The 12,540-nt window shown below is 66.8% G+C and carries 15 protein-coding genes; 7 read left to right on the top strand and 8 right to left on the bottom strand.

Annotation, left to right across the window (positions count from 1 at the left end; genetic code table 11):
* The first annotated feature begins 2 nt into the window (after positions 1–2).
* The gene (locus GR158_RS22695; protein WP_134650431.1) at positions 3–380 is read left to right on the top strand and encodes a BA14K family protein; all 378 of its coding nucleotides are present in this window, start codon (positions 3–5) and stop codon (positions 378–380) included.
* 50 nt (positions 381–430) lie between these two features.
* On the opposite strand, the gene GR158_RS22690 is transcribed toward GR158_RS22695, so the two are convergent.
* Positions 431–730 carry a SelT/SelW/SelH family protein gene (locus tag GR158_RS22690; RefSeq protein WP_160872700.1) on the bottom strand — a complete coding sequence of 100 codons (300 nt, stop codon included), beginning with the start codon at positions 728–730 and terminating at the stop codon, positions 431–433.
* A gap of 179 nt (positions 731–909) precedes the next feature.
* Here GR158_RS22690 and GR158_RS22685 point away from each other — a divergent pair, with 179 nt between their 5' ends.
* Entirely contained in the window at positions 910–1,359 is a 450-nt protein-coding gene (locus GR158_RS22685) for a DoxX family protein (protein WP_134650429.1), read from the top strand.
* Here GR158_RS22685 and GR158_RS22680 read toward each other — a convergent pair.
* The gene (locus GR158_RS22680) at positions 1,350–1,748 is read right to left on the bottom strand and encodes a response regulator transcription factor (RefSeq protein WP_160872699.1); all 399 of its coding nucleotides are present in this window, start codon (positions 1,746–1,748) and stop codon (positions 1,350–1,352) included. The genes GR158_RS22685 and GR158_RS22680 overlap by 10 nt on opposite strands.
* Before the next feature lie 169 nt (positions 1,749–1,917).
* Between GR158_RS22680 and GR158_RS22675 the strand changes: the two genes are divergently transcribed.
* Positions 1,918–2,679, top strand: a complete 762-nt coding sequence (locus tag GR158_RS22675) for a Crp/Fnr family transcriptional regulator (protein WP_160872698.1) — start codon at positions 1,918–1,920, stop codon at positions 2,677–2,679.
* A 25-nt stretch (positions 2,680–2,704) separates the two neighbouring features.
* Here GR158_RS22675 and pyrC read toward each other — a convergent pair whose 3' ends face one another.
* The 5 genes from pyrC to GR158_RS22650 form a co-directional block, all read right to left on the bottom strand.
* Entirely contained in the window at positions 2,705–3,745 is a 1,041-nt protein-coding gene (gene pyrC, locus GR158_RS22670; RefSeq protein WP_160872697.1) for a dihydroorotase, read from the bottom strand.
* 58 nt (positions 3,746–3,803) lie between these two features.
* Entirely contained in the window at positions 3,804–4,427 is a 624-nt protein-coding gene (locus GR158_RS22665; protein WP_160872696.1) for a nucleoside triphosphate hydrolase, read from the bottom strand.
* Positions 4,424–5,203 carry an ATP-binding cassette domain-containing protein gene (locus GR158_RS22660; protein WP_160872695.1) on the bottom strand — a complete coding sequence of 260 codons (780 nt, stop codon included), beginning with the start codon at positions 5,201–5,203 and terminating at the stop codon, positions 4,424–4,426. Before GR158_RS22660 ends, GR158_RS22665 begins: the two co-directional genes overlap by 4 nt.
* A complete protein-coding gene (locus GR158_RS22655; protein ID WP_160872694.1) occupies positions 5,203–6,303 on the bottom strand; it encodes an ABC transporter permease in 1,101 nt (366 codons plus the stop codon). Before GR158_RS22655 ends, GR158_RS22660 begins: the two co-directional genes overlap by 1 nt.
* A 257-nt stretch (positions 6,304–6,560) precedes the next feature.
* Positions 6,561–7,586, bottom strand: coding sequence for a sugar ABC transporter substrate-binding protein (locus tag GR158_RS22650; protein ID WP_134650422.1), 1,026 nt, complete (start codon positions 7,584–7,586; stop codon positions 6,561–6,563).
* A 284-nt stretch (positions 7,587–7,870) separates the two neighbouring features.
* Here GR158_RS22650 and GR158_RS22645 point away from each other — a divergent pair, with 284 nt between their 5' ends.
* The 3 genes from GR158_RS22645 (at position 7,871) to GR158_RS22635 (ending at position 10,351) form a co-directional block, all read left to right on the top strand.
* Entirely contained in the window at positions 7,871–9,100 is a 1,230-nt protein-coding gene (locus GR158_RS22645; protein ID WP_160872693.1) for an ROK family transcriptional regulator, read from the top strand.
* Complete coding sequence (locus GR158_RS22640; protein ID WP_134650420.1) at positions 9,101–9,529, top strand: RbsD/FucU family protein; 429 nt, start codon at positions 9,101–9,103, stop codon at positions 9,527–9,529.
* Between the two features lie 96 nt (positions 9,530–9,625).
* A complete protein-coding gene (locus tag GR158_RS22635; protein ID WP_160872692.1) occupies positions 9,626–10,351 on the top strand; it encodes a type 1 glutamine amidotransferase in 726 nt (241 codons plus the stop codon).
* On the opposite strand, the gene GR158_RS22630 is transcribed toward GR158_RS22635, so the two are convergent.
* Complete coding sequence (locus GR158_RS22630; protein WP_160872691.1) at positions 10,348–11,781, bottom strand: PLP-dependent aminotransferase family protein; 1,434 nt, start codon at positions 11,779–11,781, stop codon at positions 10,348–10,350. The two genes, GR158_RS22635 and GR158_RS22630, sit on opposite strands and share 4 nt — an antisense overlap.
* 40 nt (positions 11,782–11,821) lie before the next feature.
* On the opposite strand from GR158_RS22630, the gene GR158_RS22625 reads away from it, so the two are divergent.
* Positions 11,822–12,538: a pyridoxamine 5'-phosphate oxidase family protein gene (locus GR158_RS22625; RefSeq protein ID WP_160872690.1), complete on the top strand. Its 717-nt coding sequence runs from the start codon at positions 11,822–11,824 to the stop codon at positions 12,536–12,538.
* Positions 12,539–12,540: the final 2 nt, after the last annotated feature.

The raw sequence follows: 12,540 nt of genomic DNA, 5'->3' as shown, positions 1-12,540 counted from the left end.
ACATGTCGAAGATTCGAAATATCATTTTCGGTTGCGCGATGGGTCTCGCCTCGGCAATCGCTCCGCTTGGAACGGCCCAGGCCGCTCCGCTTGCCGTGCCCGCGCTCAAGCTCCAGACCGCAAACGACGTCACGCAGGCGCAGTACTGCGTCGGCTACGGTTGCGAGCGGCGCTGGCATCGCCGTCATCATTATCGCCCGCATTACGGCTACGAGCGCCGCTACTATCGCCCGCGCTACGAGCGCCCGCGTTATTACGGCGGCGGACGTAATGCGCATGTGCGCTGGTGCATGAACCGCTACCGCACCTATGACCCCTATACCAACCGCTACCATGCTGGTAACGGCATCTACCGGGTCTGCTATTCGCCCTACCGTTAAGGCGGCCGGGCGAACGATTGGCGGCGGGCTTCAGGCCCGCCGTTTTCGTTTCAGGCGTCGGGAGCCGATACCCGGTCGGTATGGCCGAGATCGCGCTCGGGCTCGATGATGTCGCGGACCCGCTGCTTCAGTTCCTTCGGCCCGGGAAAGCCGCCGTCGCGCTTGCGCTCCCAGACCACGGTCTCGTTCACGCGGATTTCGAAATGGCCGCCCGTGCCGGGAATGAGCGCCACTTCGCCGAGCGAATCGGAGAAGGTCGACAGCAGCTCCTGCGCCATCCAGCCGGCGCGCAGCAGCCAGTTGCACTGGGTGCAGTAGAGAATGGAAACACGCGGCTTCGCGTCGGACATGGCTGCCTCCTTTGCAATGTCGGCAAGCTATAACAGGCATGCCGGCGCCAAGGCGATGGCGCTTGCGGCCCTCACGGAAATGTCAACCGAATTCATCATGTTTTGTCGACGGACATCTTGTCGCAGCCGACTTCATGGTCGAGAGGACGTGCACTGCAACATGTCCAACGGAGCCCCGCATGACCGACGTTTCAACCGCCCGCCCGCGTCTCATCATCCCCAAGCTTGGCGGCCTTTATGCCGCACTGCATGAAAGCGCCGAGACGATCCTGCGCGTCGCCGCCGGCCTGCTGCTCGTCACGCACGGCTACGGCAAGATCATGAACCCCTTCGGCGCCGTCGGCATGGTGGAAAGCCTGGGCTTCTATCCGGGCGTCTTCTGGTCGCCGCTGCTGGCCGCCACCGAATTCTTCGGCGGCATCCTGGTTGCCATCGGCCTCTTCACGCGCCCGGCGGCGTTCGCCTCCATGATCGTGCTGGCCGTGACCGTCTACTTCCATGGCGTGGTAAAGGCCGAGGGCCTGATGGGTGCGGAGAAGTCCATCCTCTGGACGCTGATCTTCCTCTTCTTCGCGGTCCGCGGGTCCAACAGCCACTCGGTGGACGCCAAGCTCGGCCGTCAGTTCTGATCGACGTCCTCGGCCGGCTGAGCCCCCCGGTGCAGCTGCGCCTTGACCATGGCCAGCAGCGTGTCGGCCTCGAAGGGCTTGGTGGCGACGGGCAGCGTCTCGAAGCCGGCGACCCCCCTCTGGTGCGCCTCGCTCACCGTCGTCAGAAGCAGCGGAACACCGGCGTCGACAAGCCGCTGGATCGCCGGCGCGATGCCGGACATGTCGAGCGGAACGTCGATCAGGCACAGATCCACATCCGCAAGTGCTGATGTGTTCCACTGGCCGAGCTGCTCGGGCCGAACGAGCGTGGTGCGACAATCGATGGCCGAGCGGATGAGATATTCGGCGTCCAGGGCGATGAGAAACTCGTGCTCGGCGATCACGATATGGGGGAACGACTGGTCCATGGCGCGATACTCCTCGTCCATGCGAATCCGCCGGGAGGGGCGGTTTGGGAGGCGGAATGTGGGGCGGCGGCACCGATGTGTCATTTAAAAAAGACATAGTGCCGGTGCGATGGAACAAGTTCGCGCCTGCCCCGTTTCGAAGGCCAGTCCGGTCGATAAAGGGGGCAATATGGCGAGCGGAACCACGGCCAGGCAGCAAACCCGGTGGCAAACGCCATGCCAGCACTGTCCCCTCCGCGGGCTCGAGACCTTCCGCGATTTCACGCCCCGAGAACTGGATTTCGTCGCACAGTTCAAGACCGGCGAACTGTCGGTCGACCGCAGCTCGACCATCCTCGTCGAGGGCATGCACAGCGCCCATCTCTTTACCGTGCTGTCGGGCTGGGCCTTTCGCTACAAGCTCCTGCCGGACGGCCGCCGCCAGATCATGAACTATGTCATGCCGGGCGATCTGGTCGGCCTGCAGGGCAGCCTCATGGGCGAGATGGACCATTCGGTCGAGGCGCTGACACCGGTCACGCTCTGCGTCTTCGAGCGCGCCAAGCTGGAACGCCTCTTCGAGCGTCATCCCTCGCTCGGCTACGACCTGACCTGGATCGCCGCGCTGGAGGAGCGCATTCTCGACGAGCATCTGCTGTCGATCGGCCGGCGCACGGCGCTGGAGCGCACCGCTTACCTGCTCTCCTTCATCCAGCGACGCGCCCATACCGCCGGGCTGAACGGCGGGCGGCTGGTCATTCCCATCACGCAGCAGCATGTCGCCGATACGCTGGGCCTGTCGCTCGTCCACACCAACAAGACGTTGCGCAAGCTGTCAGACCGCCAGCTGATGCGCTGGCATGACCGGGGCTGCGAGATCCTCGATGCCGACGGGCTTCAGGCGCTTGCCGGCTGGGAAGGGTTGCAGCGCGGGCCGCGCCCTTTCATCTGAGGCGCCCTTCATTTAAGGCGAAAGATCACGCCACGTCCCAGTAGAGCGGGAACATCGGGTCGAACACCGTCACCGGTCCCGCGCCCGTCTCGATCTTCGCCGGGAAGGCGACCGGCTCCGGGCGCCTGACGAGGCGGATCGTCTCCGCGTTTGCCGGCAGGCCGTACCAGGCCGGGCCGTTCAGCGAGGCGAAGGCCTCCAGCGTGTCGAGCGCGCCGTCCTCTTCGAAGACATGGGCGAGGCAGCTCATCGTGTTGATCGAGGTGTAGATGCCGGCGCAGCCGCAGGCGCATTCCTTCAGCGGATCGACATGCGGCGCCGAATCGGTGCCGAGGAAGAAGCGCCTGTCGCCGGAGGTCGCGGCAGCGCGCAATGCGAGGCGATGCTCCTCGCGCTTGGCGACGGGCAGGCAGTAATAATGCGGCTTGATCCCGCCGACCAGGATGGCGTTGCGGTTGATGATCAGGTGATGCGTGGTGATCGAGCCGGCGAGGTTGGCCCTGGCGGCCTTGATGTAGTCGATGCCGTTCTTCGTGGTGACGTGTTCCATCGTCACGCGCAGGTCCGGCAGGCGGTTGCGCAGCGGATCGAGCACCGTTTCGATGAAGACCGCCTCGCGGTCGAAGATATCGACCTCGGGCGTCGTGACCTCGCCGTGCACGCAGAGCGTCAGCCCGATCCTGGCCATGCGCTCCAGCACGGGCATCGCCTTGTCCATGTCGCGCACGCCGCCATGGGAATTGGTGGTGGCGCCGGCGGGGTAGAGTTTGACCGCACGGATCAGGCCGCTCCTGAAGCCTTCTTCCACGTCGTCGGGGTCGGTGTGCTCGGTGAGGTAGAGCGTCATCAGCGGCTCGAACCGGTCGCCCTTGGGAAGGGCTGCCAGAATGCGGTCGCGATAGGCGGCCGCATCGGCGGTCGTGACGACGGGCGGCACGAGGTTCGGCATGATGATCGCGCGGGCGAAGTGGCGGCTGGTGTCGCCGATCACGCCCTCCAGCATGGCGCCGTCGCGCAGATGCAGGTGCCAGTCGTCCGGCCGGCGGATGGTGAGTTCAGTGGTCATCGGCGTCTCTCCCGTCTTTGGCGTTGCGATAGCACTCGACGGGTCGGACGACAATTCCTCAGAACAGGTCGATATGCAGGTCGGCGGGGCGGGAGTGTTCGAGGATGCGCTTTCCGTTCGGCAGGTCGTTGCCGTAGAGCTTCCAGCCGATCTGGTCTTCGGGCAGGTCATAGCTCATCCAGCGGCGGCGCAGGCGTTCTTCCAGCACGGCATAGGGCGGGCCGACGAAGATCGTGAAGTCGAAGACGCCGTCGAGCCGGTCCCAGGGCGCATCCTTGAACAGCAGGTAGTTGCCCTCGGCCAGAATGAAACGGGTGTCTTTCGGAATGGCGCGCGCGGCATTGACGGCAAGCTCGCGCGAGCGGTCGAAGACCGGCACAAGAACCTCGTCCTCGGCGCGCTTCAGCGCATGCACGATATCGATGAAACCGCGGCCGTCGAAGGTCTCGGCAATGCCCTTGCGCGGCAGCAGGCCCCGTTCGGCCAGGATGCCGTTATCCAGGTGGAAGCCGTCCATGGGCAGGATTTCGGCGCTTTCGCCGCGCGCGAGAAGCCCCGCCCTCAGCGCCTCGGCGAGCGTCGACTTGCCGGCCGCCGGCGGACCCGCCAGCCCGACGAGAAAGCGGCGCGCGTCTCCCGCGCGCCGCTGGATGGCATCCACGATCGTGGCAGGCGATATCATGCCGCAATGGCCTCCGTCGGCACCTTGGCGCCCGTCATGAAGGCGACGGCGTCGGACATGGTGTAATCCTTCGGATTGATGACGGTCAATCGCCGGCCGAGCCGATGGATATGGATGCGGTCCGCCACCTCGAAGACATGCGGCATGTTGTGCGAGATGAGCACGATGGGAATGCCGCGCCGGCGCACGTCGAGGATGAGTTCCAGCACGCGCCGGCTTTCCTTGACGCCGAGTGCGGCCGTCGGTTCGTCGAGGATGATGACCTTCGAGCCGAAGGCTGCGGCACGCGCCACAGCCACGCCCTGGCGCTGGCCGCCCGACAGCGTCTCCACCGCCTGGTTGATGTTCTGGATCGTCATCAGGCCGAGTTCCGAGAGCTTGTCGCGGGCGAATTTCTCCATCGCGCCGCGGTCGAGCTTGCGGAACACGCTGCCCATGACGCCGGGTTTGCGGATCTCGCGGCCGAGGAACATGTTGTCGGCAATCGACAGCGCCGGCGAGAGCGCGAGGTTCTGGTAGACGGTCTCGATCCCGGCCTTCTGGGCCTCGATCGGCGAGCGGAAGCTGATGGGCTTTCCCTCCAGCCGGATCTCGCCCTCGTCGGGGGAGATGGCGCCGGAGATCGCCTTGATCATCGAGGACTTGCCCGCGCCGTTGTCGCCGATCACGGCGAGGATCTCGCCGGGATAGAGGTCGAAATCGGCATGGTCGAGGGCGGTGACGCGGCCGTAGCGTTTGACGAGACCGCGTGCGGTGAGAATGGGTTCGAGAGCCATCAGCCTGCTACCTTTCTGATCCACTGGTCGATTGCCACTGCCGAGATGATGAGGACGCCGATCAGGAGATAGGTCCATTGCGGGTCCGTGCCGATCAGGCGAAGGCCGAGCGAGAACACGCCGACGATCAGCGCGCCGAAGATCATGCCGAGGATGGAGCCGCGTCCGCCGAAGAGCGAGAGCCCGCCGATCACCACGGCGGTGATCGATTCGATATTGGCGAACTGGCCGGCGGTCGGCGAGACCGAGCCGATGCGGCCGATGAGGGCCCAGCCTGCAAGCGCACAGATGAGGCCGGACAGCGTATAGACGGAGACGAGCATGCGCTTGACGTTGACGCCGGCCAGTTCCGCCGCATCCGGGTCGTCGCCCACGGCATAGACATGGCGGCCCCAGGCCGTCTGGTTCAGCACGTACCACAACAGCGCCACGAGCAGCACCATGGCGATGACGCCGTAGGTGAAGACCGCGCCGCCGAGGCGGATATTGTTGCCGAAGAACTGCAGCAGCGGCGCCTGCGCGGCGAGGTCCTGCGAGCGGATCGTCTCGTTGGCGGAATAGAGGAAGTTGGAGGCGAGGATGATCTGCCACATGCCGAGCGTCACGATGAAGGGCGGCAGTTTCATGCGTGCGACGAGCAGGCCGTTGATATAGCCGCACAGCGCACCACAGGCGAGGCCGCACAGCACCGCCACCGAGGGCGGCAGGCCGTAGCGGAAGGTGAACTGCCCCATCACGACGGAGGAGAGCACCATGATCGCGCCGACCGAAAGGTCGATGCCCGCGGTCAGGATCACCAGCGTCTGCGCCGCGCCGACGATGCCGACGATCGCCACCTGCTGGAGGATGAGCGTCAGCGTGAAGGCGGAGAAGAACTTGCCGCCGAGAACGATGCCGAAGACGGCAACCGAAAGCACCAGCACGATCAGCGGCACGGCAGAGGGATTGCCGTGCAGGAAGTGCTGGAATTTCTGCACGGCCGTCTTGTCGTTCGTATCGAAGGACGCGACCTGCGTTGCGCTGCCGGACAGCACCTTCTCGAATTCCTGCGAAGGCTGCGACCCCTGAACGGGTTGCGTCGCCGTCGTTGTCTCACTCATGATCCTTTTCCTCCCCTTCCGATGCCGACCGTCGCGGCAGTGCCGGATACATTGGGTGCGTGAACAATCGGTCGAGATGCTCGTGTGCACCGGCCGCCTTCTTCGGGCGGTCTCCTGCGCCAGCCGCATCATAAAGCGCGGCCGCTTGCAGGGGACGATGGTGCCCACGTCTTTTAGCGATTGTCAAAACAAGGGTGCGTTCACCCGGTCCGCCATGGCGGATGGCCGGCCCGGTCAGACCGGGCCGGCATGAGGCATCAGCCCCAGCACTTTTCCTTGCCGGCCTTGGTATCGATCGAATCGATCCCGGCGGCCGGCTTGTCGGTGACGAGCGTCACGCCCGTGTCGAAGAAGTCCTTGCCTTCGGTGGCCTTCGGCTTCTCGCCGGTATCGGCGAACTTCTTGATGGCCTCGACGCCAAGCGCCGCCATCATCAGCGGATATTGCTGCGAGGTGGCGCCGATCACGCCGTCGGCGACGTTCTGCACGCCCGGGCAACCGCCGTCGACGGAAACGATGAGCACGTCCTTCTCGCGGCCGACGGCCTTCAGCGCTTCATAGGCGCCGGCAGCGGCCGGCTCGTTGATCGTGTGCACGACATTGATGGTCGGATCCTTCTGGAGAAGGTTTTCCATGGCGGTCCGGCCGCCTTCCTCGTTGCCGTTCGTCACGTCGTTGCCGACGATGCGCGGATCGTCCTCGTCGCCGATCTTGTTGATGTCCTTCACGTCGATGCCGAAGCCCTTCATGAAGCCCTGGTTGCGCAGGACGTCGACCGACGGCTGCGACGGCGTGAGGTTCAGGAAGGCGATCTTGGCATCCTTGGCGCCGTCGCCGAGCGTGGCGGCGGCCCACTTGCCGATGAGTTCGCCGGCCAGCAGGTTGTCGGTGGCAAACGTCATGTCGGCGCTGTCGAGCGGCTCGAGCGGGGTGTCGAGCGCGATGACGAGCAGGCCGGCGTCGCGCGCCTTCTGCACGGAGGGAACGATGCCCTTGGTGTCGGAGGCGGCGATCAGGATGCCCTTGGCGCCATCGGCGATGCAGGTCTCGATGGCGGCGACCTGGCTTTCGGAATCGCCGTCGATCTTGCCGGCATAGGACTTCAGCGTCACGCCGAGCTCGGCGGCCTTGGCGGTCGCGCCTTCCTTCATCTTGACGAAGAAGGGATTGGTGTCGGTCTTGGTGATCAGGCAGGCGGTGGTGTCTGCCGCAGCGGCCGGCGTGGAAAAGGCCACGCCAAGCGCCAGCGCGCCGAGAGCGGCGGAAATGATGGATGTCTTCATGTAATCCTCCCAAGGACAAAACGGGATGCGCCCCTCTCCCGGGGCCATCCGGTCGCGGGTGGACAGGGTTCCTGCTGTCCGACCGGCTTCCGACGGTCAAGAGAACACCAAAAGAAATGCCTGTCAATAAATAAATCGAATTGAATTATTAATCCGATGTGGCATGCTCCGCTCAACGGTGGGCGACGGCCCCGGCTGTAACGTTTCCGGTGGAAGAGCGGAGCGCCAGCCGATAAGAGGACCGGAACGGGCGTCTTGCGCCAGGGCCGGCACGGGAGGACACGATGATCAAAGATGCCGCGTCGGCGATGGCCGCGCCGGCCGATATCCTCGATCCCAGCGGGGGAGCGAACCAAGTGCGCGTGCGCGCCTATAACGAGCGCCTCGTCATGTCGCTGGTGCGCCGGCACGGCAGCCTCTCCAAGGCCGAGATCGCGCGGCGCAGCGGCCTGTCCGCCCAGACGGTGACGGTCATCATGCGCGCGCTGGAGGCCGAAGGCCTGCTGATCCGCGGCGAACCCCTGCGCGGCAAGGTCGGCCAGCCCTCCGTGCCGATGCGGCTCAACCCGGAGGCGGTCTATTCGCTTGGCATGAAGATCGGCCGGCGCAGCGCCGATATCGTGCTGATGGATTTCGTCGGCGGCATTCGCCGGCAGGTGCGCTGCACCTTTCCCTATCCCATGCCCGGGCCGCTGCTGTCCTTCGTGGAGGAGGGGCTGGCCGAGCTTCAGGCGTTGATGAGCCCGCAGGAGCGCGCCCGCATCGCCGGCTTCGGCGTCGCCGCGCCCTTCGAGCTGTGGAGCTGGGCAAGCGAGGTGGGCGCCCCGCAGGCCGAGATGGACCAGTGGCGCGGCGTCGATCTCGAGGCCGAGATCGCCGGGCGCGTGCCCTATCCCGTCACCTTGCAGAACGACGCCACCAGCGCCTGCGCCGCCGAGCTGGTCTTCGGCCGCGGCCCGCACTATCCCGATTTCCTCTATCTCTTCATCGGCTCCTTCATCGGCGGCGGCGTGGTGCTGAACTCCGCGCTGTTTACCGGCCGCACCGGAACGGCGGGCGCCGTCGGCCCGCTGCCCGTGCAGGGCCGCGATGGCGAGACCGTGCAGCTGCTCAAGATCGCCTCCATCTACCGGCTGGAAAACCTGCTGCGCGAAGCCGGCATCGACCCCATGCCGCTCTGGTATTCGCCCGACGGTTGGGTGGATTTCGGCGCGCCCCTGCAGCTGTGGATCGACGATGTGGCGGCGGCACTCGCCCAGGCCGTCATCGCCTCGGCCTCCGTCATCGACTTTGCCGCCGTCATCATCGACGGCGGTTTTCCCGACTGGGTGCGCGCGCGCGTCGTCGACGCCACCAAGGCCGCCGTCGCGCGGCTCGACCTGCAGGGCGTCACCATGCCCGAGATCGTGGAGGGTGCCGTCGGCAGCCATGCCCGCTCGATCGGCGGGGCGAGCCTGCCGCTGTTTTCCCGTTACCTTCCCGACCAGAACGTTCTCTTCAAGGAGCTTGGCTGAATGCTGAAGAATATCGATCCCATCCTGAGCCCGGAGCTGCTGTCGACGCTGCGTGCCATGGGCCACGGCGACGAAATCGCCATCGTCGACGGCAACTATCCCGGCGTCGAGCATGCCCGCCGGCTCATCCGCCTCGACGGCCTGCCGCTGGTGCCGGTGCTCAACGCCATCCTGTCCGTCATGCCCATCGACGATTTCGTCGAGGAGGCGATCTTCCGCTCGACCTACCGGCAGGAACGCGACCGGCTGGAGCCGGTGCACAGCGAGATCATCGACTGCTGCGCCCGCCACGAGCCGCAGCGCACCGTCGTGCCGCTCGTCGGCGCCGATTTCTACAATCGCGTGCGTGCCGCCCATACGCTGGTGCAGACCGGCGAGCCGCGGCTCTATGCGAATGTCATCCTGCGCAAGGGCGTCATCTATCCCTGAGCCGGCCCGCCGGCTCCGATCTCTTTCTGCCGGCCGGTCTTGAACGAACCCGCGGAGCATGGTTGTGTCGTCTCCTATCGAAGGCGGGAGTATCGCATGCGGGTTCTGGTGGTGGAAAACGACAAGGTGACTTTGCTCGGGCAGATCGGCGTCGCGCTTGAAGAAGCGGGCGCCGAGATCGACATCTGCCGCCCCCATGCAGGCGACGCCATCCCCGCCGATGACACCGCCCATGACGCCATCGTCGTGATGGGCGGTCCGCAGAATGCGCTCGACGACGAGAGCCATGCCTACCTGCCCGCGCTTGCCGCCCTGATGCGCCGCTTCGGCGATGCCGACAAATCGGTCCTGGGCGTGTGCCTCGGCAGCCAGCTTCTGGCCCGCGCCTATGGCGGCGACAACCTGATCGGCACGGCGCCGGAATTCGGCTGGTGCACGGTGTCGCTGACCGCGGAAGGCGCGGCCGACCCGGTGCTGTCAGCCGCCGCGTCCGCCTTCCCGATCTTCGAATGGCACAGCGATACCTTCACGCTGCCCGAGGGTGCCGCGCGCCTTGCCGGAAGCGACGCCGTGGCGAACCAGGCCTTCCGGCTCGGCAGGGCGGTCTACGGCACGCAGTTCCATTTCGAGGCGAGCCGCGCGGTGGTCGACGAATGGGTCGCCACCTTCCCGGATCTCATCGCCGGCATGGCGCCGGACTGGTATGCAAGGCGCACGGAACTGGCCGCCGAAAGCGGGCCGAGCGCCGATGCCACGGGCCTGGCGCTGGCGCGTGCCTGGGTGGCGACGGTGCGCGCCGCCGACCGCCGCCGCGTCGCCTAAAGGGGGCCAAGCGCTGCCGCAAACCGCAAGGCCGCGTCGCGCAGCACCTCCGGCGCGAAGCCGGAAAAGCCGATCACCAGGCCCTGCCGCGGCGGCTGCGTGACCGCCATGGCCGAGAGCGCCCGCACACCGAGCCCCGCCTTACGCGCCATTTCGACCGCCACCATATCGGGCACATCGTCCGGCAGGCCCGCGACAAGGTGCAGGCCCTGGTCCGGCACGGCGACGGCAAGGCCGGGTGCCGTGCGAAGCCCTTCCAGCAAACCATCGCGCGCCGCCTGCGCCTGCCGCCGGGCGCGGCGCAGATGGGCGGCGAAGTGGCCCTCGCGGATGAGGTCGGTCAGCGCCGCCTCGGCCAGCGTCGGCGGGCTGCGATCGCTGCGTGTCCTGAGCGCGACGATCCGGTCGACAAGCGGTTCGGGAAGGACGGCATAGCCGAGGCGCAATCCGGGAAACAGCACCTTGGAGAAGGTGCCGAGATAGATCACGCGGCCGCTGTCATCCATGCCCTGCATGGCGGCGAGCGGCGGGCCGGCATAGCGGAACTCGCTGTCGTAATCGTCCTCGATGATCCAGCCGCCGGTGTCCCGCGCCCAGTCGATCAGCGCGAGCCTCCGGCGCATCGTCATCGTCACGCCGAGCGGAAACTGGTGCGACGGCGTGACATAGACGGCGCGGGCCTCCGGCACGGCCCGGGCGATATCCGCCCCCTCGCCATCGACCGGCAGGCCCGATACGGCAAGCCCGTTGCCGGAAAAGACGGCCCGGGCGCTGGGATAACACGGGTCCTCGATCATCACCCGCTCGCCCGGCGAAAACAGTGCGCGCGCCACGAGGTCGAGGCCCTGCTGCGTGCCCGAGGTGATGAGGATGGACTGCGCCGTGCAGCGAACCCCGCGCGCCTGCCGCAGATAGGCCGCGAGCGCCTGTCGCAACGCTTCGCCGCCGCGCGGATCGCCGTAGTGGAAGTGCTCCGGTCCCGGGCGGGCGAGGTGGCGGTTGAGCAGGGTGCGGAAGAGCGAGAGCGTGCGGGCATCCGCCATGGCGACGCCGAGCGTGCCGGGCAGCGGCATCCGCACCGCGGCACCCTCCATCGTCGCGGGCGCGGCGGCCTGCCGGACCGTCGGCACCCGGTCGGCGACGAAGGTGCCGGCGCCGGGACGGGCGACCGCGTAGCCCTCGGCGATCAGCATCTCGAAGGCCGCGACCACGCTGCCGCGCGCAATGCCCAGACGGGCGGCGAGATCGCGCGAGGTCGGCAGCTTGCCGCCGGCGGGCAGGGTGCCGGCCTCGATCAGCCGGCGCAGTTCGCGGTAGAGCGCGGGCGTGCGCTTGCCGGCGGCCGGCAGCACGGGAACGAGCGCCGACCAGTCGGGCGAATTGGTCTTCTTTTTTCGCTCTGAATTGGTGCTTTTTCGATCCAATGCCATGGCGCACCATGGCGGCATCGTTTTCGAAAGGCAAGCCCGCATGACCGCCGATACCGCCGCCTATCCCGTCACCCCGCGCAACCGCGTCAAGCGCATGCATGAGCGCGCCAGCTATGACCGCGCCGCCGTGCATGCCGTTCTCGATGCGGCGATGCTCTGTCACGTCGCCTATGTCATCGACGGCCAGCCCTATGCCACGCCCACGCTGTTCTGGCGCAGGCAGGACACGCTCTACTGGCACGGCTCGTCGGCAAGCCGCATGCTGCGCCACCTGAAGGCCGGCACGCCGGCCTGCCTGACGGTCGCCCATCTCGATGGCCTCGTGCTCGCCCGCTCCGGCTTCAACCATTCGGCCAACTACCGCTCCGCCATGTGCTTCGGCACGGCCCGCCTCGTCGAGGATGCCGACGAGAAGATCGAGGCGATGCGCGACGTGGTGGACCGCTTCTATCCCGGACGCAGCGCGCTTCTGCGCCCGATCACGCAGCAGGAGGCCAAGGCCACGGTGATCATCGCCATGGAGATCGAGGAGGCCGCCGCCAAGGTGCGCGCCAAGGGCGTGGGCGACGACGAGGCGGATTTCGCCCTGCCGGTCTGGGCGGGCGTCATCCCCGTGACGATGGTCATCGGCGCGGTGCAAACCTGCCCCCGGCTGGTGGCGGGGGTCGAGCCGCCGGAGGGCCTGTCGATCTTTGCCGAGAACGGCCGCCTGGACGACGCGCTGCTGGCCGGACAGCGCCTCTACGAGGATGGCTGACG

Source organism: Shinella sp. AETb1-6, assembly GCF_009826875.1.
Lineage (GTDB): Bacteria > Pseudomonadota > Alphaproteobacteria > Rhizobiales > Rhizobiaceae > Shinella > Shinella sumterensis.
This window is presented reverse-complemented; position numbering and strand designations above follow the sequence as displayed.

Excerpts from the sequence above, each read along its gene's own strand:
- GR158_RS22635 (WP_160872692.1), top strand. The coding sequence starts at position 9,626 with ATGCGGGTTCTGGTGGTGGAAAACGACAAGGTGACTTTGCTCGGGCAG.
- GR158_RS22685 (WP_134650429.1), top strand. The coding sequence starts at position 910 with ATGACCGACGTTTCAACCGCCCGCCCGCGTCTCATCATCCCCAAGCTT.
- GR158_RS22640 (WP_134650420.1), top strand. The coding sequence starts at position 9,101 with ATGCTGAAGAATATCGATCCCATCCTGAGCCCGGAGCTGCTGTCGACG.
- GR158_RS22680 (WP_160872699.1), bottom strand. The coding sequence starts at position 1,748 with ATGGACCAGTCGTTCCCCCATATCGTGATCGCCGAGCACGAGTTTCTC.
- GR158_RS22625 (WP_160872690.1), top strand. The coding sequence starts at position 11,822 with ATGACCGCCGATACCGCCGCCTATCCCGTCACCCCGCGCAACCGCGTC.
- GR158_RS22660 (WP_160872695.1), bottom strand. The coding sequence starts at position 5,203 with ATGGCTCTCGAACCCATTCTCACCGCACGCGGTCTCGTCAAACGCTAC.
- GR158_RS22655 (WP_160872694.1), bottom strand. The coding sequence starts at position 6,303 with ATGAGTGAGACAACGACGGCGACGCAACCCGTTCAGGGGTCGCAGCCT.
- GR158_RS22690 (WP_160872700.1), bottom strand. The coding sequence starts at position 730 with ATGTCCGACGCGAAGCCGCGTGTTTCCATTCTCTACTGCACCCAGTGC.
- GR158_RS22665 (WP_160872696.1), bottom strand. The coding sequence starts at position 4,427 with ATGATATCGCCTGCCACGATCGTGGATGCCATCCAGCGGCGCGCGGGA.
- GR158_RS22675 (WP_160872698.1), top strand. The coding sequence starts at position 1,918 with ATGGCGAGCGGAACCACGGCCAGGCAGCAAACCCGGTGGCAAACGCCA.
- GR158_RS22645 (WP_160872693.1), top strand. The coding sequence starts at position 7,871 with ATGATCAAAGATGCCGCGTCGGCGATGGCCGCGCCGGCCGATATCCTC.
- GR158_RS22630 (WP_160872691.1), bottom strand. The coding sequence starts at position 11,781 with ATGGCATTGGATCGAAAAAGCACCAATTCAGAGCGAAAAAAGAAGACC.
- pyrC (WP_160872697.1), bottom strand. The coding sequence starts at position 3,745 with ATGACCACTGAACTCACCATCCGCCGGCCGGACGACTGGCACCTGCAT.
- GR158_RS22650 (WP_134650422.1), bottom strand. The coding sequence starts at position 7,586 with ATGAAGACATCCATCATTTCCGCCGCTCTCGGCGCGCTGGCGCTTGGC.
- GR158_RS22695 (WP_134650431.1), top strand. The coding sequence starts at position 3 with ATGTCGAAGATTCGAAATATCATTTTCGGTTGCGCGATGGGTCTCGCC.